This is a genomic window from Gilvimarinus xylanilyticus (assembly GCF_024195295.1).
GTDB lineage: Bacteria > Pseudomonadota > Gammaproteobacteria > Pseudomonadales > Cellvibrionaceae > Gilvimarinus > Gilvimarinus xylanilyticus.
In genome coordinates, this window is sequence record NZ_JAMFTH010000001.1 from 1,273,312 (window position 1) to 1,295,052 (window position 21,741).

Genomic DNA, 21,741 nt, shown 5'->3' on the forward strand with positions numbered 1-21,741 from the left:
GAACAGGATTACCTGTTATTTGTTCGTTAACCCACCGAACCTTCAAGGCTCACTTCCAGTAACTTGCCCGCCTCGACGGCGAACTCCATGGGCAACTCTTTAAACACTTCGCGGCAAAAACCGTTTACGATCATAGACACGGCTTTTTCCGGGTCCAGCCCGCGCTGCTGACACAGAAACATTTGATCGTCACTCACCTTGGAGGTGGTTGCTTCGTGCTCGATAACCGCGCTGGGGTTTTTGCTTTCGATATAGGGAAAGGTGTGCGCCCCACACTTATCGCCAATCAACAGCGAGTCGCACTGGGTAAAGTTACGCGCGCCGTCGGCACCGGGATTCATACGGACCAAACCGCGGTAGCTACTATCGCTTTTACCTGCCGAAATACCTTTGGCAATAATGGTCGAGCGAGTGTTTTTCCCAATGTGAATCATCTTGGTGCCGGTGTCGGCTTGCTGATGGTTATTGGTAAGCGCTACCGAGTAGAACTCACCCACACTGTTATCGCCACGCAACACACAGCTGGGATATTTCCAAGTGACCGCAGAGCCGGTTTCCACCTGCGTCCAGCTTATTTTCGCACTGGTGTGGCAAACCCCGCGCTTGGTCACAAAGTTGTAAATGCCGCCCTTGCCGTCTTCGTCACCCGGATACCAGTTTTGCACCGTGGAGTACTTAATTTCGGCGTTATCTTTTGCCACCAGCTCAACCACAGCGGCGTGCAATTGGTTTTCATCACGCATGGGCGCGGTGCAGCCTTCGAGGTAGCTTACGTAAGCGCCCTCTTCGGCGACGATTAAGGTACGCTCAAACTGCCCGGTATTTTGCTCGTTAATCCGAAAATAAGTAGACAGCTCCATGGGGCAGCGCACCCCTTTGGGGATGTACACGAACGAACCGTCGGAAAACACAGCCGAGTTAAGTGCGGCAAAATAGTTATCTTTTTGCGGCACCACTGAACCCAAGTGTTTTTTCACCAGCTCAGGGTATTTTTCCACTGCCTCGCTGATCGAGCAAAACAAAACGCCCGCCTCTTCCAGTTTTTCGCGGAAGGTGGTGACCACGCTGACCGAGTCAAACACCACATCCATGGCCACCCCGGCAAGCATTTCCTGCTCGTGCAGAGGAATGCCCAGCTTTTCGTAGGTCTCCAGCAGCTTGGGGTCTACTTCGTCCAAACTTTTGGGTTTATCGTCCATACTTTTGGGCGATGAAAAGTAAGAAATAGACTGATAATCCACTTTGGGATAATCCACGTGAGCCCACTCGGGCTCATCCATTTCCTGCCAGGCGCGAAACGCTTGTAAACGCCACTCGAGCAACCACTCGGGCTCGTTCTTTTTGGCGGAAATAAAGCGCACCACGTCTTCGTTAAGACCCGGCGGGATCGTATCTGTGTCAATCGCTGTGTGAAAACCCGCAGCGTATTCTTTTCTGATAAGGTGCTCTACCTGTTCAGACATCTTTCACCTCTTCTTCACCTCGCGTGAAGTGGCAGGCTTTGCCCGCCGTGCTAATCACTTGCAGCTTATGGCTGCGCGAAAGCGGTTTTCTCAACCGTCTTGTTTAACTTTTAACTGGCCTTGGTGTGCAACTTGCCGACCACGTCGATAATGTGCGCGATTGCCTGCTGCACCTGTTGCTCGTCGGTGTAACGCCCTAAACTGATTCGCAGAGACGATAGCGCTTCGGCATCACTTAAACCGATGGCCTTTAACACATAACTGGGCGACATCGTGGCCGATGTGCAGGCCGAACCGGAGGAAACAGCCAAACGCCGCAAACTAAGCAACAGCATCTCGCCATCGACACCGTCAAAGGCGACATTTAAATGGCTGTACAACCGATCACTGGGGTGGCCGTTTAAACGCACCCCCGGCAAATTCTTTATGCCTTGCCAGAGCGTATCCCGCAGCGCGCCAATATTCGCCCGGTCGCGCTCCATATTCTGCTCTGCAAGTTCACACGCTAACCCCATGCCCACACACTGGTGGGTAGGCAGAGTCCCCGAGCGCATTCCTCGCTCGTGACCGCCACCGTGAATCTGTGCCATCACGTTAATCTCGGGGCTGCGGCGCACATAAAGTGCACCGATACCCTTGGGGCCATAGAGCTTGTGCGCCGACACCGATAACAGATCAACACCCAGAGCTTTAACATCTACGGGAATTTTTCCCACGGCTTGTGCCGCGTCCACATGCAGCAAGCACTGGTGCTTACGACACACCTGGGCAATCTCGGCAATCGGATTGAGGGTGCCCAGCTCATTGTTGGCGAACATAACGCTCACCAGGCGCGTATTGCGCCGAATACTGGCCTCCACCGCCTCCGCACTCACCTGCCCGGTGGTATCGGGCTCGACATACGAGACCTCGGCCCCTTGCCCCGCCAACCATTCAGCCGGGTCCAATACGGCTTTGTGCTCAATGGCGGAGACCAGCAAATGATCGCCCGGCTGGCACAAGCCTTTTAGCGCCAAATTGTTTGACTCGGTCGCGCCGCTGGTCCAGACAACTTCCCGCGCATCGGCGCCCAGTAAAGCCGCCACCTGGCCGCGCGCGGCTTCCACCGCCTCTTCGGCCTGCCACCCGTACAGGTGCGAGCGCGAGGCGGGGTTGGCAAATTTACCGTCCCGTTCCAGGCACTCACTCATGGCTTGGGCCACCTGAGAGTCAACCGGGGTGGTGGCGGCGTAATCTAAATAGATTGGCTGCATACGGCCCCCACCTTAGGAAATATCACTGCAGGCGATCTGCTGCTCGAAATGACGGCTATCCTGACGTTCGCAAACGTTTTGAATGTCCCGCCGGGACACCAGATCGGCCAGGGTAATACCATTGAGAAAATCGTGTATCTGTCGACTCAGGTCCTGCCACAGATGATGGGTAATACAGATCTCCCCATCCTGACAGTCGCCCTTACCCTGACACTTGGTCGCATCCAGCGATTCGCTGACCGCATCCACCACATGGGCAATAGAGACACTGGATGCCTCTACCGCCAAACGATATCCGCCGCCTGGGCCGCGCACACTCTGCACCAGAGCTTCGCGGCGCAACTTGGAAAACAGCTGCTCTAGATAAGACAGAGAAATACCCTGCCGCTCGGAAATATCGGCAAGACTGACCGGCCCTGCACCACAGTGCAGCGCGAGATCCAACATGGCTGTTACCGCGTAGCGGCCTTTGGTAGTCAATCGCATGGTAGCTAAGTGTGACGTTCAGCGGATTGCGGCGCCTTCTGGTTAAGGCTCCATAATAACTGAGTATTTTACTCAACTATTCCGCGAATTCCAAGTCCCGCGCCATCTGGGCGCCCTGGCGGGCGCATTGAAGGTCGGGGGGTTGCCCCACACCGACTAGGCGTCAGCGTCGTCGGAGCGATCCGCCAGCTTGCGCTCGGCATGAAAGATGTAGTTTTGGGTAGCCGTCAGCACACCGCGCAAAATGGACAACTCCATCTCATCCAGGCGGATGCGGTTGTAAAGACGACGCAGGCGGGTCATGGTCTGGCGCGGATTGTCGGGCTCGAGAAAGCCTAGATCTTCCAAAGTACCCTGCAAATGTTCGTAATAACGCTCCAGGGCGTCGACCTTGGCGGGCGGCACATCCCAATCACTAAAACTTGGGGCCTTGCCCTCTTTGTGCGTCAGCCACGCCATGCGCAACTCGTAGGACAGCACCTGAACCGCCGCCGCCAAATTGAGTGAGCTGTATTCTTCGTTGGCGGGAATATGGACATGATAGTGGCACTTGTGCAGCTCCTCATTGGTCAAGCCGCGGTCTTCGCGACCGAACAAGATCGCCACCTCGTGCGCCTCGGCCTCGTGAATGGCTTTTTCGGCACATTCGCGCGGATTAACCAGCGGCCAAGGAATACGGCGTTCGCGCGCGCTGGTGCCCACCACCAGGCCACACCCGGCAATGGCTTCGTCCAGAGTTTCAACCACTACCGCATTATCCAGCACATCCAGCGCACCGGCGGCGCGCCACACCGCTTTTTCGGCGGGAAACTCTTTGGGGGCAACCAGGTACAGGCGCGATAAACCCATATTCTTGAGCGCCCGTGCGGCGCCCCCAATATTGCCCGGGTGGGAGGTATTCACCAAAACCACTCGTACATTATCCAGCAGCTGTTCACTCATGATCTAATCTCGGTCGGTGCGCGGCGCGCTCAAAACGCGGCATTCTAGCAAAGTTGCCCTAATTGGCGTAGGGGCGACGCTATGAATCTGCCCGCTCGTACTGGCAAAGCCTTCAATTGACACTCAGCGGTGGTTTTTCTTGGTGCCACTGGCCGGTATTGCTATAATCGCCGCCTCTGGCCTAACCGGCCCCGTTCTTTAAGTTATTTTTCCAAATATGGTGCCCCATGGAACCCATGCTGAATATTGCCCTGCGCGCGGCGCGCAAGGCCGGCGAATTGATCGAGCGCGCTACCGAGCGCCTGGACGTTGTCGCCATCGAAGAGAAAAGTCGCAATGATTTTGTCACCGAAGTGGACAAAGCGGCCGAGAAAGAAATTATCTACCACCTGAAAAAGGCCTACCCCGATCACAGCATTCTGGGTGAAGAAGGCGGCTCCCAGCCCGGCAGCAATACCGATATCGAGTGGATTATCGATCCGCTGGACGGCACCACCAATTTTATTCACGGCATTCCCCACTTTTCCGTGTCCATCGCTTGCCGCATTAAGGGCCAGCTGGAGCACGCCGTGGTCTACGACCCCATCAAACGCGAAGAATTTACCGCCAGTCGCGGTCGCGGCGCAGCCCTTAATGGTCGCCGCATCCGCGTCAGCAACCGCAAGGGCCTTCCCGGCGCATTAATCGGTACCGGCATTCCCTTTAGCGGTTACGCGCTGGAGCATATTTCGGCCTACCTGGCTGCGGTACAGGAAATTGCCGGGCAAACATCGGGCATTCGCCGCCCGGGTTCGGCAGCACTGGATTTGGCTTACGTGGCCGCTGGTCGTTTCGACGCGTTTTGGGAAATGAACCTAAACCAGTGGGATACCGCCGCCGGTCTATTATTGGTTAAAGAAGCGGGCGGCCTGGTCAGCGACTTTAACGGCGGCAACACACACTTTGAAACCGGCCATGTGGTCTGCGGAAGCCCCAAAGTATTTAAGCCGGTACTGCAAATTGTGAAAAAGCATATGGGGCATATTCGCTAAACACGCCCTGCGAGCGTGCCGGATATCCGGCTACGCTTGCACCTGTTCGCGCGCACCACCCAATAACTGATTCAGTGTCGCTACCAGCCGGTTCACCTGCAACGGTTTGGTTAAATATTCGTAAAACCCAGCTTCACGCCCCTTTTCTAGATCGATCGACATCACATTAGCGGATAAGCCAATCACGGGTATCGCGCGGGTAGCCGGGTCGTTTTGCAGAACTTTTAACACCTCATAGCCATCCAGCCCGGGCAAATTAACATCCAATATAATCACGTCCGGGCGCATCTGGCGAGCCCGATAAATCCCCCAGAAAGGCTCTTCGGCGATCTCCAGAGAAAAGTTTTGGTAGCGACTAAAAAAGTGCTGTAACAACTTGATGTTGGTGGCATTGTCCTCGATATACAGCACTCGCTGCGCTCCGGCGACACACAACTCCACAGGCTCGCCGGCCGGAGAGGACACCTCAGCGACCGGCGGCGCGACATGGGTGCGCTCGGTTTGCCGCAAATCGATCCAGAACCGCGTGCCCTGCCCGGGCTCGCTGGAGAAGTCGATCTGCCCATTCATGCTTTCGATAAGCTGCTTGGTAATAACCAAACCGACTCCGGAGCCTTCAATTTTACTCATCTCGGCATGCAGGCGATTAAACGGCTGGAAGACTTCGGCGCGGCGACTCTCTTCAATGCCCGTGCCCGTGTCACTAACCATAACCCGCAGCTGTCGGCCGGGCGCCTCGTGAAGACTGACATCAATCTGGCCACCCACCTTGTTGTATTTCACCGCATTGCTCATAAGGTTGAGCAATGCTTGCTTAAGCCGTACTTGGTCGGCCTCCACACAGACATCCTCCAAACCGTGAAAATTCATGCGTAACACCAAGCCGCGAGCGTCGGCCTGGGGCCTAATTAAGGTAGCGCAATCCTCCAGCAAACGGCTGACCAGAACACTCTGCAAATTCGCCTTAACCGCCCCGGATTCAATTTTGGCCAAGTCCAATACATCGTTAATCAGCTTAAGTAAATGCTCGCCGGCGGCGCGGATTTCGTGAATATTGTCCTTCTGCACGTCCTTTAAGTTGTTATCAAACTCGAACAGCTGGGCGTAGCCAAGAATAGCATTCAAAGGCGTACGCAATTCGTGACTCATACTGGAGAGAAATTCGCTTTTGGCGCTATTGGCTTTCTCGGCCTGCACCTTGGCGCGCAGCACCCGCTCTTCGGCACGTTTAATATGAGTAATATCCATATTGGTGCCCGACATTCGAGTGGGCTTACCATCAAAGTCAAAGCTGGCTTTGCCCCGCGCTCTGATCCAACGAATCTCACCGTCCTTCGCGGTTACGCGGTACTCGATATCAAAAGGCTCCTGCAAGGTTAAATGGCGCTCGAGAGCGCGATCGAACAGAGGTAAATCCTGAGGGTAAATATGATTGCGCCAGCGCCGCATACGATCTTCGCCGCCTACCATCATATCGTCCTCCTGGCTGTAACCCAGATGCTCCCAGCAACGCGACGAGAAGTGGAAGGCATTGCGATCGGCATACCACTCCCAAATGCCGTCGTTAGAAGCCTGAATAATCCGCGCCTGGCGCGCCTCACTTTCGCGCAACGCAGCCTCGACGTCTTTTAATTCGGAGATATCAAAATTAACCCCGGACAAATATTTTGCTCTTCCGGTTTCATCGCGGATAGAGTCGGCCCGAACCTGAGTCCAGATATAATCCCCGTCTTTCGTCATTACCCGGTAGCAGGTATACAAGGGTTCGGCGCTACGAAGATGCTCGCGCACCGACTCGAACATTTGCTCGACATCGTCAGGGTGGATAAAAGCCGGTAGCTCGCGGGCATCGGTCAAGCGCTTGCGATCTTCGTCGTCATAACCAATCGACTCCCAGAAACCGCCGGACCAGTCGATGCTGTGAGTGTCTAAGTCCCACTCCCAAAACCCATAACCACTGCCACAAAAAATACGCCGATAGCGCTCTACCAAGCCACGTAATTCGCTGGCGGTTAAGCCATCGAGCGGCTGGGACATACTGATTGTAGTGGGTTCGACGTTCATAGGGCCTCCGCTTAAGCTGCAAGCATACCCTTGTTTTCCGGCAAAAAAAAAGCCCGCACTGCACGAGCGCGGGCTTTTCGATCAGTTGTCGCGAAGCTATGGCATCTCATCCACTTCGCTGCCCTCTTTTTCGGGGGGCATCAAATCTTCCTTACTGACATGCATCCACATTAAGGTATTTGCCGACACATAGACCGATGAGTAGGTACCCACAACCACGCCCACGATCAATGCCGTAGCAAAACCACTGATCAGCTCGCCACCAAAAATCAGCAGCATAAACAACACCAGCAAGGTGGTTAACGAGGTAATACAGGTACGCTCTAGAGTTTGCGTGAGAGATGCGTTAATCACGTCCGCTGGCGAGCCTTTGCGCATGCGGCGGAAGTTCTCACGCACCCGGTCAAACACCACGATGGTATCGTTTAGCGAGTAACCAATTACCGCCAACACGGCCGCGAGCACTGTCAAATCGAAATCAATCTGCAACAGCGCGAAAAAGCCCAGCACAATAATCACATCGTGCACCAGCGCCAGCACAGCCCCCACCGAAAATTTAAACTGGAAGCGAACCGCCACATAAAGCATGACCACGCCCAGCGCCAGCAGCATGCCCAAGCCGCCTTCATCGCGCAACTCTTCGCCAATTTGCGGGCCTACATACTCGCTGCGGCGAAGCTCGACCTCACTACCGGTTTGTTCCGCCAATACTTCCAGCAATTCCTGAGTATAGGCGGCATCCAGCGAGTTCTCGACTAAAATGCTAACCCCGGCAGTGTCCGTTGTTGCACGCACCTCGCCAAAAAAGCGAGACGGCAAAATATCATCCGAGGTCAGCTGCGATTGCTCAGCCCCCGTAAAGACCAGCTGCTGGGAAAAACCACTTTGATCGCGCGGGGCACGATTAATCGCGGCTAATTCGGCACCATCTCCCAGCGCCGCCAAACGGCGCTTAAGCGCGGTTTCACCGCCATCGCTCATAGCGCCCTGGGTGCGAATTAACACCTCGGTGTCTGAGCCAAAAAGCACAGCCACCGGGTTGTTTAGCCCCTGCTCATCCAATATGCCACGTATCTGGGGAATATCGGCCGGCTCGGACAGGCTAACTTCAACCTGAGCCCCCCCGGTAAAATCCAGCCCCAGCTTTAAGCCATTCATCGCCAGTGCGCCGATGGCAACCACTAGCATAATCACAGAAAGCGCGGTCGCGGGGATGCGAGCCCCCATAAAATTCAATATTTTTTGCTCAGACATGACCGGCTCCTTAAATCCAAAGTTTCTTCACGTTTTTACGACCGCCATACACCAGATTGGTGAGGGCCCGGGTACCCATAATCGCCGTAAACATGGAGGTAAGAATCCCGATTGACAGTGTCACCGCAAAGCCTTTCACCGGCCCAGACCCGATTGCATAAAGGATGATGGCCACAATCAAGGTGGTGATATTGGCATCCAGAATGGTGACATAGGCGCGATCGTAACCGGCCGAGATAGCCGACTGCGGACTGGCGCCGTTTTTAAGCTCTTCGCGAATACGGGCAAAAATAAGCACATTGGCGTCTACCGCCATACCCACGGTCAAGACGATGCCGGCAATACCCGGCAAGGTAAGCGTGGCCCCCAGCAGCGACATTAAGCCCACCAGCAAAAGCATGTTTACCGCCAGGGCAATATTGGCAAAAATACCAAACACCTTGTAGTAAACCAGCATAAACAGCAGTACCAACGCCAGGCCCCACTGCACCGATTTAACCCCCAGCTCGATATTTTCGGCGCCCAGCGATGGGCCGATGGTGCGCTCCTCCACAAAGTACATGGGCGCGGCCAGAGCGCCTGAACGCAGCATCAGCGCCAGTTCAGAGGCCGCACGCGGAGAGTCTAAACCGGTAATACGGAACTGAACCCCGAGCGCGCCTTGGATAGTCGCCAGACTGATCACACTGCGCTCGACATATTGCTCGGGCACCTGAACGGTTTCCCCGGCATCATTCACTTCGTTGTTCATTCGAGTCTTATATTCGATAAACAACACCGCCATGCGCCGACCAATATTGGAGCGAGTGGCATGATTCATTTTAGTGCCACCCAAACTGTCCAGGGTGATATTCACCTGAGGCATGTTGGTTTCCGGATCGACCGAGGCATTGGCATTCGCCACATGATCACCGGTCAGAATTAAGCGGCGCTCAAGCTGGGCCGGATAACCGTTGTAGTCAAACTCTTCGGTGGCGGCCGACAGTGCGTCGGGTTCGGCCTCCAGGCGAAACTCCAGGTTGGCAGTTTTACCGATGACCCGCTTGGCTTCGGCGGTATCCTGAACCCCAGGCAGCTGAACAATAATACGATTGCGCCCCTGACTCTGCACGATGGGTTCAGACACACCCAATTCATTAACCCGCTTGCGCAAGGTGGTCAGGTTTTGCGTCAGCGCATCCTGCTCCATCTCTCGTTGCGCTGCCTCACTTAAGCTGGCGCCAAACACGTATTGGCCGTTTCGCTGAGGCAAATCGGTATTAAACAGCATTTGCCGATAGTCACTGCGCAGCGCACTCACCGCCTGATCGCGCAGCTCTTCAGAGCGAAACAGACCGTAAATCACCGTGTCTTCGACTTGGAATTTTGAGTAGCGAATGCGCTCGTCGCGCAGCGCGTCTTTCATTTCATCGGCACTGGTTTCCTGGCGCTTGGTAATCGCCGAATCCACGTCCACCTCAAGAAGAAAATGCACCCCGCCGCGCAGATCAAGACCCAGCTTCATGGGGGTTGCGCCCAAGGAAACCAGCCAGTCGGGAGTGGTCGGTGCCTGATTTAAGGCCACCACATAATCCGCACCCAGGGCATCCTGAACTACCGATTTACCCTGTAACTGGTCTTCGCCATTGGTAAACCGCAGCGCCGCCGAGGTTTCCGAGAACTCCGAGCCAAAATACTCGATACCGGCATCGCTTAGGGCCTGTTCGGCGCGCTTTAAGGTGGCGGCATCAATGGTCAGGTCACTGGAGCTACCAGAAATTTGAATGGCATCATCGGGGGGGTACAAATTAGGCGCGGAATAGATAAATCCCAGCACTGCCACAAGAATAATGAGCAGATATTTCCAGAATGGGTAGCGGTTTAACATACGAAAATCCGTCAAGGCGCTGAATTAACCACGGGGGGATATCAGGCGTGTTATCAATTGTGCCCCTGTATATGGGACCGAACGCAGTAATCTCAAGTCTGGACGCGGATTATACCGAAACTCGTCGTAACAACAATGACGGCGAACCCAGCGTCACGCGACCGGTGCGGGCGGCACCTCAAGCCCCTGACGGCCATAAAAGTCGGCTAAAAACTCATCCAGTCCATCGCACTCTATGGCATCGCGCAAGCCCTGCATCAGGTTTTGGTAGTAGCGCAAATTGTGAATCGTGTTGAGCTGTGCGCCGAGAATTTCGCCACATTTATCCAAATGGTGCAGATAACTGCGACTAAAATTAGTACAGGTGTGACAATCACAGCGCTCATCCAATGGCCCGGTATCGTGGCGATGGCGGGCGTTGCGGATCTTAATCACCCCTTCGCTGGTAAATAGGTGACCATTGCGGGCGTTGCGGGTGGGCATGACACAGTCGAACATATCCACACCGCGGCGTACCGCTTCGACGATATCGGCGGGCTTGCCCACGCCCATCAGGTAGCGCGGCCTATCATCCGGCATCTCGGGGGTTAAATGCTCCAGCACCCGCAGCATATCCTCCTTGGGCTCGCCCACTGATAAGCCACCGATGGCATAGCCATCAAAATCAATTTCCACCAAGCCTTTTAACGACTCTACCCGCAGGTTTTCATACATGCCGCCCTGCACAATGCCGAACAAAGCCGAGGGGTTGTCGCCGTGCGCGTCTTTGGACCGCTGCGCCCAGCGCAACGACAACTCCATAGAGCTGCGCGCCTCGGCCGGTGTCGCGGGATAAGGCGTGCACTCATCAAAGATCATGACAATATCCGACCCCAAATCCCGCTGCACCTGCATGGATAACTCGGGGTCCATAAATACCTTGCTGCCGTCAATGGGCGAGCGGAAAGACACCCCCTCTTCGGTGATTTTGCGCAGCTTTCCCAGGCTGAACACCTGAAAACCGCCCGAATCGGTCAGGATCGGCTTATCCCAGCGCATAAAATCATGCAGGTCACCGTGGGCTTTAATCACCTCGGTACCGGGGCGCAACATCAAATGGAAAGTGTTGCCGAGGATAATCTCGGCACCGATCTCTTCGATCTCGCGCGGCGCCATGCCTTTGACCGTGCCATAGGTACCCACGGGCATAAATGCGGGGGTTTGGATTTCACCCCGAGGAAAACTCAAAGCCCCCCGGCGGGCGCCCTGATGGGTGTGCTTAAGGTCGAATTGCATATGGCACTGTCGGGTCATAAATCACTCACTGGCAGATGGTGGCGCGTCGGGCGCCGGGTTGCGACGAATAAACATCGCATCCCCATAACTGAAAAAACGATACTCTTGAGCCACCGCCTCGCGGTAGGCCTGCATGGTGTGCTGGTAGCCGGCAAAGGCGCTCACCAACATCATTAAGGTGGACTCGGGTAGGTGGAAGTTGGTCACCAACCCATCAACGACATGGAATTGATAGCCGGGGTAGATAAATATATCCGTCTCGCCGCAAAAAGGCGCCAATTTGCCGCCATTAAAATGCGCCGCGCTTTCCAGGCTGCGCACACTGGTGGTTCCCACCGCAATTACCCGCCCTCCGGCGGCGCGGGTGGCGGCAATTTTCTGGCAGACCTCATCGCTGACTTCGGCCACCTCAGAGTGCATGGTGTGCTCGGCAATATTGTCGACCTTGACCGGCTGAAAAGTGCCCGCCCCCACGTGCAAAGTCACAAAGGCCCGATCAATACCGCGCGCTGCCAGCTCGTCCAACATTGTATCGTCAAAATGTAAGCCCGCCGTGGGCGCCGCTACCGCGCCATCGCGCTTACCGTATACTGTCTGGTAGCGCTCGCGATCGGCCGCCTCGTCGTCGCGGTCAATATAAGGAGGCAGGGGCATCTGCCCCAGGCGCTCCAGCAGGCTCAGTACAGGTTCGGGAAAGTCGATCACAAAGAGCGCGCCTTCGCGTCCGCTGACCATCAGAGAGGTATTATCCTCAAGCAACAATTCGGTGCCGGGCTTGGGCGAGCGGCTGGCCCGGGTATGAGCCAGAACCCGGGTCTCCGAGACCACGCGTTCAACCAGTATTTCTACTTGACCGCCGGTGGGCTTGCGGCCGTGGAGCCGCGCGGGAATCACCCGGGTATCGTTAAACACCATTAAGTCACCGGGGCGCACCTGCCGCAACAAATCCGTAAACTGCGCGTGCTCCACCTCGCCAGTAGGGCCATCCAACACCAACAAGCGACTGCCGCGACGCTCGGCGGCGGGCTGCTTGGCGATTAAGTGTTCAGGCAGTTGATAGGAAAAATCCTGGCGCTGCATAAAAAACGTCCGACTCGGGAATTAAAGCGCGCAAGAGTAGCCCAAAAGGCAAATTCTTACCAGTATTGGTTGACGAAGCAAAACTCGCTGATATAATCACGCCCACTTCGCCAGAGTGATGAAATTGGTAGACATGAGGGATTCAAAATCCCTTGCCTTCACGGGCGTGCCGGTTCGAGTCCGGCCTCTGGTACCAAAGTTTACTAAGGCTCCGCTTGCGGGGCCTTAGTTGTTTCTGGGGATTGATAATCCAACGACTTTAAAACGTCGTAGAACTACTCTATGCTGAATTTTCACTCAGCGAGGAGAGTAGTCGTGTTCGAGCCCAGCCCTTCCCGTTCTCTGACGGATTTGAGCGAGCACTATTTGCATGTTCGCCAGCGCAGCCTGGATTTACTGCGCGGTATCAGTGCCGAGGATATGCAAATCCAGTCGATGCCCGATGCGAGCCCCAGCAAGTGGCACCTGGCTCATACCACCTGGTTCTTTGATCACTTTATCCTGCGTCATTATCAAGCCTCTTATCAACCTTTCGACCCTCACTTCGATTATTTGTTTAACTCCTATTACGACGCCGTTGGCAGTCGCCACGCGCGCCCCGAGCGCGGCTTGCTAAGTCGTCCGGCTCTCGATCAGATACTCGCCTACCGCGCTCATATCGACAGTGCCATTGCCACTTTACTCGACCAACAACCCCATAATGCTGAACTACAAACTTTGGTAACAACCGGGCTTCATCACGAGATGCAGCACCAAGAGTTAATCCTAACCGACTTAAAACACGCCCTGTCGCGCAATCGTTATGCCCTGCCGACACTTAAGGCGCCGCACTGCACCGAAGTGAATTCACCAAGCTTTAGTGCTTTTGGCGAGACTATTACCCGCATCGGAGACAGCGGCAAAGGCTTTAGTTACGATTGTGAAAAACCCGTGCACCGGGTATTTCTAGAACCCTACCGGTTGCGCAACTGCCTGGTAACCAATGCCGAGTGGCTTGAATTTATGCAGGCCGGCGGCTATCGCGATCCCACCCACTGGCTTAGCGATGGCTGGTACACCTGTCAGCAACAACAGTGGCAACACCCATTGTATTGGGAGCAAAAAGACGGCGTGTGGATAGAGCTAACTCTGGATGGGTACCGCCCCTTGGCTCTTAACGCCCCCGTCTGTCACATCAGTTACTACGAGGCCGACGCTTTTTGCCGCTGGGCCGGCTGGCGCTTGCCTACCGAGTTTGAATGGGAGCACGCCGCCCGCGAAGGGGCGAATCTCGGGGGCCACTTTGCCGATTCCAACCACTGGCACCCACAAGCTAACAGCGCGAGCGAGAGCGCGCTCGCCCAGATGTACGGCAGCGTGTGGGAGTGGACATCCAGCGCCTTTGCCCCCTACCCAGGCTTTGAGCCACTACAGGGTGCCCTGGGCGAGTACAACGGCAAATTTATGGCCAACCAGTACGTCCTCAAGGGGGGCTCGTGCGCCACTGCTGCCGCGCAGATGCGACACAGTTACCGCAATTTTTTCCATCCCCACCAACGGTGGCAATTCAGTGGCGTAAGACCTGCCAAAAATTAAACCTAAGGAACAACTGCCAATCCGGAGACGCTTATGAATGAAGCACAGGCACTTGCCATCAAACCAACGGGCAATGAATTTTTAGACGATGTGCTAGAGGGTTTACGGGCAGCCCCCAAATCCCTGCCCCCCAAGTATTTTTACGATTCAGTCGGCTCTCAGTACTTTGACGAAATCTGCAATCTGACTGATTATTACCCCTATCACACGGAGCTTGAGCTATTACCACAGGTAGGCCACGAGATCGCACAACGGTTTCACGCTCGGGGCCTGCAAAACCTTGAGATAGTCGAGTTTGGTGCGGGGTCACTACGCAAAGTTGGGATTTTGTTGCGTGCCCTGCGCACAGTAAGACACTTTACTGCTATCGACATTAGCCAGGAGCACTTAATAGAGGCATGCCGAACCCTGGAAAGCCAATACCGCGAGTTAACTATCCACCCCTGTGTTCACGACTTTACCAAGCCTCTTAAGTTGAGTCCCAGCGATCGCACCCGGGTAGGTTTTTTCCCAGGCTCGACCATTGGCAACTTAGATCGCGACCAGGCGCGGACTTTTTTACGCAATGCAGGTAAAACGCTAGGCTCAGCAAGCTATATGATTATTGGCGTGGACACGCAAAAGCCAGAACCCATTTTGCACCGCGCTTACAACGACGGCAAAGGGGTTACCGCGCGTTTCAACAAGAACATGTTAGTGCGTATTAATCGCGAACTGGGGGGCGACTTTACCCTGGAAAACTTCGCTCATCACGCCTTTTACAATAGCGAATTAGGCCGAATAGAAATGCATTTACGCAGCCTCAAAGAGCAGGCTGTTAATATCGACGGCGAGCGCTTCCACTTCGGGCGCGGAGAAAGCATCCACACGGAAAACTCCTATAAATACCGCCCCGTAGACTTCACTCAACTGGCCAAAGAAGCGGGCTGGAGCACTGAGAGGCTGTGGTTAGCACCCGAGGACTTATTTTCGATTAGCTTATTGAAATACTGCGGTGAGTGATTTTAGCTATCGCAGCTTTGGTGGACCGGGGTGCGCGGGCAATACTCACACCGTAGGGGCCCCTGACGCCGAAAAAAGAAAAGCTGGAGGCAACCGGGTTGAGATCGATTCCTCTACCAGCCCGCCGCACGCAGAGTTCTGGCAGGCACAAAAACCAATAAAACGCTGCGGTTCGGGCAGCATTGCCCTGGCCGCCTACCTCTATGCACAGAAACAATCGCCGTTTGCCACTCAAGTCATCACCCGCGGGGGCGCTATCCAACTGGGCTGTGATCGCAATGGTCCCTTTTATATTGACCGGGCCCTGCCTCAGCGCCCGTTAACTTATCGGGGCTTTTGGCAGAGAGTTTGTCGCACCCAAGTACGCGATGGCGCTCTGTGCGGTGGGCGTGAAGACTATGCACTGATAACTCTCTACCGCGCTCAGGATCTGTTGAATCTGCAACCCAACTTTCGGTATATGCGCCAGTTCACGCGCCGCGCACTAATCGCTAGCTTCAGCAGCCCTAGGTTAACCCTGATGCGTTACTTCGCCCCGCAATACGGTATTGACGAAGACAGCGCGACGGGCTCAGCCAGCGTGCAACTGGCGCAATACCAATACACCCAGACCGGGAATCGTCGCCTGATCATTCACCAATGCTCGGCAGATGGAGGACGTATTAAAACCCACCACCTCGGAGCAAGAAAAATTCGCGTCGCAGACTAACAGCCTGCTAAGCCCCACAGGCCTGCTAGCGCTGAACGCGCCATGCTATACTGCCGGGCTGTAAAACCAACGGACCTAACTCATGCGCCCCACTCGACAGGCTCAAGCCGTTATGTTTGCCGATGTCTCAGGCAGCTCTCGCCTGTACAAACAGCAGGGCAACACTCAGGCCAAGCAGCAGATCGATACCACTTTGCTGACCACCCGAGCGATTGTCGAGCGCCACCGTGGGGTTGTGGTGAAAACCCTGGGCGATGAAGTGATGGCGCGTTTTCCCGAGCCGGTTGATGCCTGCCGCGCCGCCATTGAACTGCAGCGCAAAGCACAGCAAGAGGATAATCTGGCCCTGCGCATCGGCATATCCTACGGTGACACCTTGATGGACGAACACGGCGATGTGTTCGGTGATGTGGTGAACGATGCAGCCGATGTCTCTCATATCGCGCGCGGTCGACAGGTCGTGATTACCGACCATGTCAAAAATAAGCTACCCGAAATATTCCAGCAACATTGCGACGCCTTTGACCGGGTGGTTTTAAAGGGTGCCTCGCGCAGCCGTTTGGTATTCCGACTTTGCTGGGAAACGCCCACCCAGCCGCAGAACGCCACCGCCCTTATGGATGTGGCGGAGATTCACCGACGCCTGGAACGCTTTGAGTTAATGTTACGCGCCGACAATCAAAGCGCCCTGTTTAGCCCCGAACAACTGCCCCTAAACATTGGCCGTGATCCCCAACATGCCCAGTGGCTCGCCCAGCACGAACGGGTATCGCGCGAGCACTGCAATATTATCCATCGCCGCGGCAAATTCGTGCTAATCGATCACAGCACTAACGGGACCTATGTCACCATAGAAGAACAGCCCCCGATTTATGTTCGCCGCGAAGAGATACCCCTGACCGGATCGGGCTGGCTACATTTAGGCCAAAAACCCGACACTCCCGGCGGTTACGCGTTGCAATACAGAGTAAACGCGCCGCAAACGATCGCAGAAGACAAGTAATGACACACACAGCCCCCCTGCCCAGCGTTCAGTCGGCCGGATTGATCAAAAGACTCGCCGCCGGTGTATACGATAGTTTATTACTCCTGGCGGTCAGCATGGCCTACGGCGCTCTGGCCCTGGCGTTTAAAGTTCAAATACTAGGCATGGAGCTGGCTCCGGGAGAAAAGGCTAACATAGGAATAATAGGCTTTTGCGGCTGGCTAGCGGTAATGATCGCGTTTTACGGCGTGTTCTGGCGACGCTTTGGCCAGACTTTAGGCATGAAAGCGTGGCGCTTAAAACTTACCGATGTGAACGGGAATAAGCCCAGCTGGATGCACTGCATTTTACGCTGCGTCCTGGCTATGGTGTCGGCACTGTGCTTAGGGCTGGGCTACTGGTGGCTGCTATTCGATCCCGACAGGCTCACTTGGCACGATCGCCTATCGGGCACACGAGTCTGGCAAATGCCCAAAGACAAGCGTTAACCCGCGCGCTTTAACAAATAAAACCCTACGCAATAGCACAGCGCAATAGGAATTAACACGGCCACCAACGGCGAGAAACCAAATACCACACTGGAGGGTCCCAGCAGGCTCTGAACCAGTTGAAAGCCAATCCCAAAAGCCACGCCGGTGAAAATTTTCTGCCCCATACTCACCTGGCGCAGTGGGCCAAACACAAAAGAAATCGCAATCAACATCAGGCTTATTGTCGCCAGAGGCTGAAGTGCCTTTTGCCAAAAGGCCAGCGCGTATTCGCCGTTATGAAGATTTTGATCCGCCAAGTATTCACTGTAATTGTGTAAGTTACTGATCGATAGCGAACCTGGCTCCATGGAAACAATATTTAACAATGCCGGGGTCAGCTCGGTGTTCCACACCTGTTCGTCAATACGCTCAGTGGTAAGCTCGTTACTGTCGGTAAAATAAGTGACATCGACATTGGATTCATTCCAACGCCCATTCTGGTAAACCGCTTTTTTGGTATTACTGGCGCGTACAAGCTTCCCATCCTGAAAATGATAGCGAGTAATCCCGAATAGCGTTCCATCGGGCTGAACCACGCTAAACAGAATAAAGTCGTCGGCCTCCCTATGCCAAACCCCTCTGCGCGCCTGATCCTCTGTGGAATAGCCGAGCGCCAAAGCGCGCCGGCTTTGAGCCGTTTGTTCGGCATAAGGCACCACATATTCACCCAGCAACAACGCCAACAATATGAAAACTAAAACAGACTTTAGCGCCATCCAGGCGATCTGCAAAATGGACACCCCGGCAGCTCGCGCAACGACCAATTCGCTGTTACCCGCCAAAGCCCCTAGACCGATCAAGCACCCGACCAGAACGGCATAAGGCATAAACTCATAGACACTCGCGGGAATACTCCAGCTAATGTAAATCAACATCTCGGTAAAGGTGTAGCCCGCACGCAGGCTATCGAGCTGGTCGATAATTTTACCGATAAAATCAAGGCTCAAAACCAGCAGTAGAACCACAAGCACACTGGAAAAAATCTGCCGAAAAATATAGCGATTCAACACTTTCATGGGCGCCTCCGCAGCTTCGCAATCAATCTACCGGGGCCCCAAAACAACCAAATCGCCAGTAACAGAAAAATAATATGAGCCAACCAGAGCCCCGGTGTGGCGGGGAAGTCGCCCTTCTCAACTGAATTACGCAAAGTACTCAACGCCGCCACATAGAGCAAATAGAGCACAATCGCAGGCAGCATTTTCGCGTAGCGCCCCTGCCGCGGACTGGTGCGACTTAGGGGGACTGCCATCACTGCGATCACTAACACTAATAGCGGCATAGACAAGCGCCACTGCAGAGCCGCCTGACTCTCAAGAGAATCTTCGGCAATAAGTGACAAAGTGTCGCGACCATCCGCTTCCAGCGAAAAAGATTCCGAGGCCGCCGGCGGCGGCAAATACTGTCCCAGTGTTTCAAACTCAGTAACCCGGTAGTCGGCATTGCCCGGCAACCCCTGGTAACGCATACCGTCGTGCAGCAATAAATATCGGGCGCCGTACTCTGGATGGATGACTTGACTGCCCTTCTCTGCCAGTGAGACCGAGCGCCACCCCTTACCGATTTCAGCCACAAAAAAGTTATTCAACTGGGTGTGCCCCTCGCTCACCGACTCAACATAAGTCACCTGACGCCCACCGTCCAGGCGCTGAAAATGTCCGGCTCGGAGCATAGTAAATTCACTGCGTGAGGCCTGTTCAGCGAATAAGGTTTCGGTTTTAGCCGCCCCCCAGGGACTCACCCAAAGGCTTAACGCACCCAGTACTATCGACATCAACACAGCCGGTATTAAGGTAACCATCAACAGCTGGCGCTGGCTCATGCCGCACGCCGAAAGCACCACCATTTCGCTGTCCATATGCATACGCCCAAAAGCGAGCAAGATGGCAATAAAAAAGCCCAGCGGAAGAACCAGCTCTAAAAAGCCCGGCAAACGAAAGGCCATAATCGAGAAAAGAACATCAACCGCAATTTTACCCGCGGCGGCGTCGGCCAAGTATTTTACAAATCGGCCGCTCATCACAATCAGCAACAAAGTGGTGCTAACCGCCGCCATGGTCAGTAAAATTTCTCTGGTAATGTAACGATAGATGATCAAAACCTAAACACCTCGCCCCAGAGTCCAGCGGATTGGGGTTATCACTGCGTAAAAACTTGGCCCCACCTCGGGCCGTGGTAAACTCTACACCAACGATGTGGCCATTACGACCTGTCGGGCGGCGATATTATCCCCGAGCCGCGCACATTTGTCTTGTCGTAATGCCTCCGCGAGCCATTCACCCAAGCAGGCAGAGGATCTCAATGCAATTTTACGCCAAATCACAAGCCCCCAGCTCGGTTAAAGCCGATACATTGGTTGTCGGTATCTTTGAAGGCGCACAGCTAACACCCGCCGCCCAGGCACTCGATAAAGCCTGCAACAAAGCATTAAGCAAACTTCTCGCACGGGAAGACTTTAACGGCACAGCGGGTAAAACCCTGCTCCTGCACCACGACCTGGGACAGGCCGCTTCAAAGCTCTTATTGCTAGGCCTGGGTAAGGCAACTAAATCGTGCGTCAGCGCCGATCATTTCAACAAGGCCCTGCGATCGCTGAGCGGTGCCATCAAAACCTCTAAGCACGCCGCCATCTCCCTGGAAGGGATTGCAGTAGAAGGTAAAGAAAGAAGCTGGAGCGCACAGCAAACCAGTCAATCACTAAGCACCTTACTGTGGCGCTTTGACCGCCTTAAAAGTCAAAAAGTGACACCGCCCGCTCTTAGCAAGGTAACCATTCTCACCGAGCGCGAATCACTCAAACACGCCAAACACGGCCTGACTCAGGGCGCAGCCATCTCCGAGGGCATCAACTATGCCCGCGAATTGGGCAACCTGCCCGGCAATATCTGCACCCCGCGCTATCTGGCCAACCAGGCCAAAGCCCTGGGACGCAACCGCAGTGACCTGACCGTTAAAGTGCTGTCAGAAAAGCAGATGCAAACTCTAGGCATGGGCGCTTTCTTATCGGTATCGGCCGGCAGCGACGAGCCCGGCCAGATGATTGTAATGGAGTACCAAGGCGCGGCTAAATCCGTAAAGCCTCACGCCCTGGTCGGCAAAGGCATTACCTTTGATACCGGCGGCATCAGCCTCAAGCCAGGCGCCGGCATGGATGAAATGAAGTTTGACATGTGTGGCGCCGCCAGTGTGTTTGGCACCATGAAAACCTTATTGGCCCTCAAGCCCAAAATCAACGTGGTCGCCGTCGTGGCTGCCGCCGAAAACATGCCCTCCGGGGGCGCGACCAAGCCCGGTGATGTTGTCACCACCATGTCCGGACAAACGGTTGAGATCCTCAACACCGATGCGGAAGGTCGATTGGTGCTGTGCGACGCCCTTACTTATGTGCAAAAGTTCAGGCCTCAAAGCATCGTCGATATCGCCACCTTAACTGGCGCCTGTGTGATCGCCCTCGGCAGTCACGCCCACGGCTTATACAGTAACGATCAGGCCTTAGCCGACAAACTATTGCAAGCTGGGACTAACAGCGGCGACCGCGCCTGGCAGATGCCCCTGTGGGACGACTACCAGAAACAATTGGACAGTAATTTTGCAGATATTGCCAATATCGGCGGTCGCGAAGCGGGCAGTGTCACGGCAGCGTGCTTTTTATCGCGCTTTACCAAAGAGACCAAATGGGCGCATCTGGATATTGCCGGCACGGCCTGGAATTCCGGCGCCGCCAAGGGCGCGACCGGCCGCCCGGTCTCGCTGCTGGTTGACTACCTGCTGAACCCGGCATGACCCGTATTGATTTCTATGTCCTGCAAACCGCCAGCGAATCAGAGCGCTGGCAGTTTGCCCGGCGCCTGATTGAAAAGGCGCTGGGGCAAGGTCATCAATTATTAGTCTGCGCCGACTCTGAGCAGCAGCGCCTAAGTCTGGGGGACGCTCTACTAACTCAGCAGCCCGAGGCGTATACTCCCTTTCGCGACATTGACGAGCAAGACCATGGCCAACCAGTGGTCTTAACCTCGGGCGATGACTGCGCGGCCCAACATGATATATTAATCAACCTGGGACAGACGCTGCCGCCCTATTTCAGCCGCTTTCAGCGTATGATTGAGATAGTGATACAAGACGAGCAGATACTCCAGCAAACCCGGTCACACTGGAGCCATTTAAAAGATCGGGGCTACCCTATCCACCACCACAAAATGTAAAAATCGGCTTAGGGCCCTAGCAG

General features: G+C 54.8%; 19 protein-coding genes and 1 tRNA gene. 9 read left to right on the top strand and 11 right to left on the bottom strand.

Annotated elements, in window-relative coordinates; all coding sequences use genetic code 11:
- Positions 1-26 precede the first annotated feature (26 nt).
- From sufB to trmJ, 4 genes are all read right to left on the bottom strand, one after another.
- Positions 27-1,463, bottom strand: coding sequence for a Fe-S cluster assembly protein SufB (gene sufB / locus M6D89_RS05410; protein ID WP_253967004.1), 1,437 nt, complete (start codon positions 1,461-1,463; stop codon positions 27-29).
- Positions 1,464-1,573: 110 nt separating this feature from the next.
- Positions 1,574-2,716, bottom strand: coding sequence for a cysteine desulfurase family protein (locus M6D89_RS05415; RefSeq protein WP_253967005.1), 1,143 nt, complete (start codon positions 2,714-2,716; stop codon positions 1,574-1,576).
- Between the two features lie 12 nt (positions 2,717-2,728).
- Complete coding sequence (gene iscR / locus M6D89_RS05420; RefSeq protein ID WP_253967006.1) at positions 2,729-3,202, bottom strand: Fe-S cluster assembly transcriptional regulator IscR; 474 nt, start codon at positions 3,200-3,202, stop codon at positions 2,729-2,731.
- A gap of 156 nt (positions 3,203-3,358) precedes the next feature.
- Entirely contained in the window at positions 3,359-4,144 is a 786-nt protein-coding gene (gene trmJ / locus M6D89_RS05425; RefSeq protein ID WP_253967007.1) for a tRNA (cytosine(32)/uridine(32)-2'-O)-methyltransferase TrmJ, read from the bottom strand.
- A 227-nt stretch (positions 4,145-4,371) separates the two neighbouring features.
- Here trmJ and M6D89_RS05430 point away from each other — a divergent pair, with 227 nt between their 5' ends.
- Positions 4,372-5,175, top strand: coding sequence for an inositol monophosphatase family protein (locus M6D89_RS05430; protein ID WP_253967008.1), 804 nt, complete (start codon positions 4,372-4,374; stop codon positions 5,173-5,175).
- A gap of 30 nt (positions 5,176-5,205) precedes the next feature.
- On the opposite strand, the gene M6D89_RS05435 is transcribed toward M6D89_RS05430, so the two are convergent.
- From M6D89_RS05435 to queA, 5 genes are all read right to left on the bottom strand, one after another.
- On the bottom strand, positions 5,206-7,239 hold the full coding sequence (locus tag M6D89_RS05435) for a PAS domain-containing protein (RefSeq protein ID WP_253967009.1): 2,034 nt from the start codon (positions 7,237-7,239) through the stop codon (positions 5,206-5,208).
- Between the two features lie 96 nt (positions 7,240-7,335).
- Positions 7,336-8,493, bottom strand: a complete 1,158-nt coding sequence (gene secF, locus M6D89_RS05440) for a protein translocase subunit SecF (RefSeq protein WP_253967010.1) — start codon at positions 8,491-8,493, stop codon at positions 7,336-7,338.
- Positions 8,494-8,503: 10 nt separating this feature from the next.
- Positions 8,504-10,360, bottom strand: a complete 1,857-nt coding sequence (gene secD / locus M6D89_RS05445) for a protein translocase subunit SecD (RefSeq protein WP_253967011.1) — start codon at positions 10,358-10,360, stop codon at positions 8,504-8,506.
- A 153-nt stretch (positions 10,361-10,513) separates the two neighbouring features.
- On the bottom strand, positions 10,514-11,635 hold the full coding sequence (gene tgt / locus M6D89_RS05450; protein WP_472924531.1) for a tRNA guanosine(34) transglycosylase Tgt: 1,122 nt from the start codon (positions 11,633-11,635) through the stop codon (positions 10,514-10,516).
- A gap of 21 nt (positions 11,636-11,656) precedes the next feature.
- Complete coding sequence (gene queA / locus M6D89_RS05455) at positions 11,657-12,715, bottom strand: tRNA preQ1(34) S-adenosylmethionine ribosyltransferase-isomerase QueA (protein ID WP_253967013.1); 1,059 nt, start codon at positions 12,713-12,715, stop codon at positions 11,657-11,659.
- 109 nt (positions 12,716-12,824) lie between these two features.
- On the opposite strand from queA, the gene M6D89_RS05460 reads away from it, so the two are divergent.
- The 6 genes from M6D89_RS05460 to M6D89_RS05485 all read left to right on the top strand — a co-directional run bounded on the left by M6D89_RS05460 (position 12,825) and on the right by M6D89_RS05485 (position 17,474).
- A tRNA-Leu gene (locus tag M6D89_RS05460) sits at positions 12,825-12,911 on the top strand.
- Between the two features lie 119 nt (positions 12,912-13,030).
- On the top strand, positions 13,031-14,290 hold the full coding sequence (gene egtB / locus M6D89_RS05465) for an ergothioneine biosynthesis protein EgtB (protein ID WP_253967014.1): 1,260 nt from the start codon (positions 13,031-13,033) through the stop codon (positions 14,288-14,290).
- A 33-nt stretch (positions 14,291-14,323) separates the two neighbouring features.
- Positions 14,324-15,292 (top strand): L-histidine N(alpha)-methyltransferase, encoded by a 969-nt coding sequence (egtD, locus tag M6D89_RS05470; protein ID WP_253967015.1) that lies wholly within the window; start codon positions 14,324-14,326, stop codon positions 15,290-15,292.
- On the top strand, positions 15,285-16,001 hold the full coding sequence (locus tag M6D89_RS17370) for a PhzF family phenazine biosynthesis protein (protein ID WP_253967016.1): 717 nt from the start codon (positions 15,285-15,287) through the stop codon (positions 15,999-16,001). Before egtD ends, M6D89_RS17370 begins: the two co-directional genes overlap by 8 nt.
- Before the next feature lie 82 nt (positions 16,002-16,083).
- Positions 16,084-17,004 (top strand): adenylate/guanylate cyclase domain-containing protein, encoded by a 921-nt coding sequence (locus tag M6D89_RS05480; protein ID WP_253967017.1) that lies wholly within the window; start codon positions 16,084-16,086, stop codon positions 17,002-17,004.
- Complete coding sequence (locus tag M6D89_RS05485) at positions 17,004-17,474, top strand: RDD family protein (RefSeq protein ID WP_253967018.1); 471 nt, start codon at positions 17,004-17,006, stop codon at positions 17,472-17,474. The genes M6D89_RS05480 and M6D89_RS05485 overlap by 1 nt, the downstream gene beginning before the upstream one ends.
- Here the strand turns inward: M6D89_RS05485 and lptG are convergent.
- Together lptG and lptF are read right to left on the bottom strand one after the other, a co-directional pair.
- Positions 17,471-18,532: an LPS export ABC transporter permease LptG gene (gene lptG / locus M6D89_RS05490; RefSeq protein WP_253967019.1), complete on the bottom strand. Its 1,062-nt coding sequence runs from the start codon at positions 18,530-18,532 to the stop codon at positions 17,471-17,473. The genes M6D89_RS05485 and lptG overlap by 4 nt on opposite strands.
- Positions 18,529-19,614 carry an LPS export ABC transporter permease LptF gene (gene lptF, locus M6D89_RS05495; RefSeq protein ID WP_253967020.1) on the bottom strand — a complete coding sequence of 362 codons (1,086 nt, stop codon included), beginning with the start codon at positions 19,612-19,614 and terminating at the stop codon, positions 18,529-18,531. Before lptF ends, lptG begins: the two co-directional genes overlap by 4 nt.
- Before the next feature lie 203 nt (positions 19,615-19,817).
- Between lptF and M6D89_RS05500 the strand changes: the two genes are divergently transcribed.
- Both M6D89_RS05500 and M6D89_RS05505 read left to right on the top strand, forming a co-directional pair.
- Positions 19,818-21,299, top strand: coding sequence for a leucyl aminopeptidase (locus tag M6D89_RS05500; RefSeq protein ID WP_253967021.1), 1,482 nt, complete (start codon positions 19,818-19,820; stop codon positions 21,297-21,299).
- Entirely contained in the window at positions 21,296-21,718 is a 423-nt protein-coding gene (locus M6D89_RS05505) for a DNA polymerase III subunit chi (RefSeq protein ID WP_253967022.1), read from the top strand. Before M6D89_RS05500 ends, M6D89_RS05505 begins: the two co-directional genes overlap by 4 nt.
- Positions 21,719-21,741: the final 23 nt, after the last annotated feature.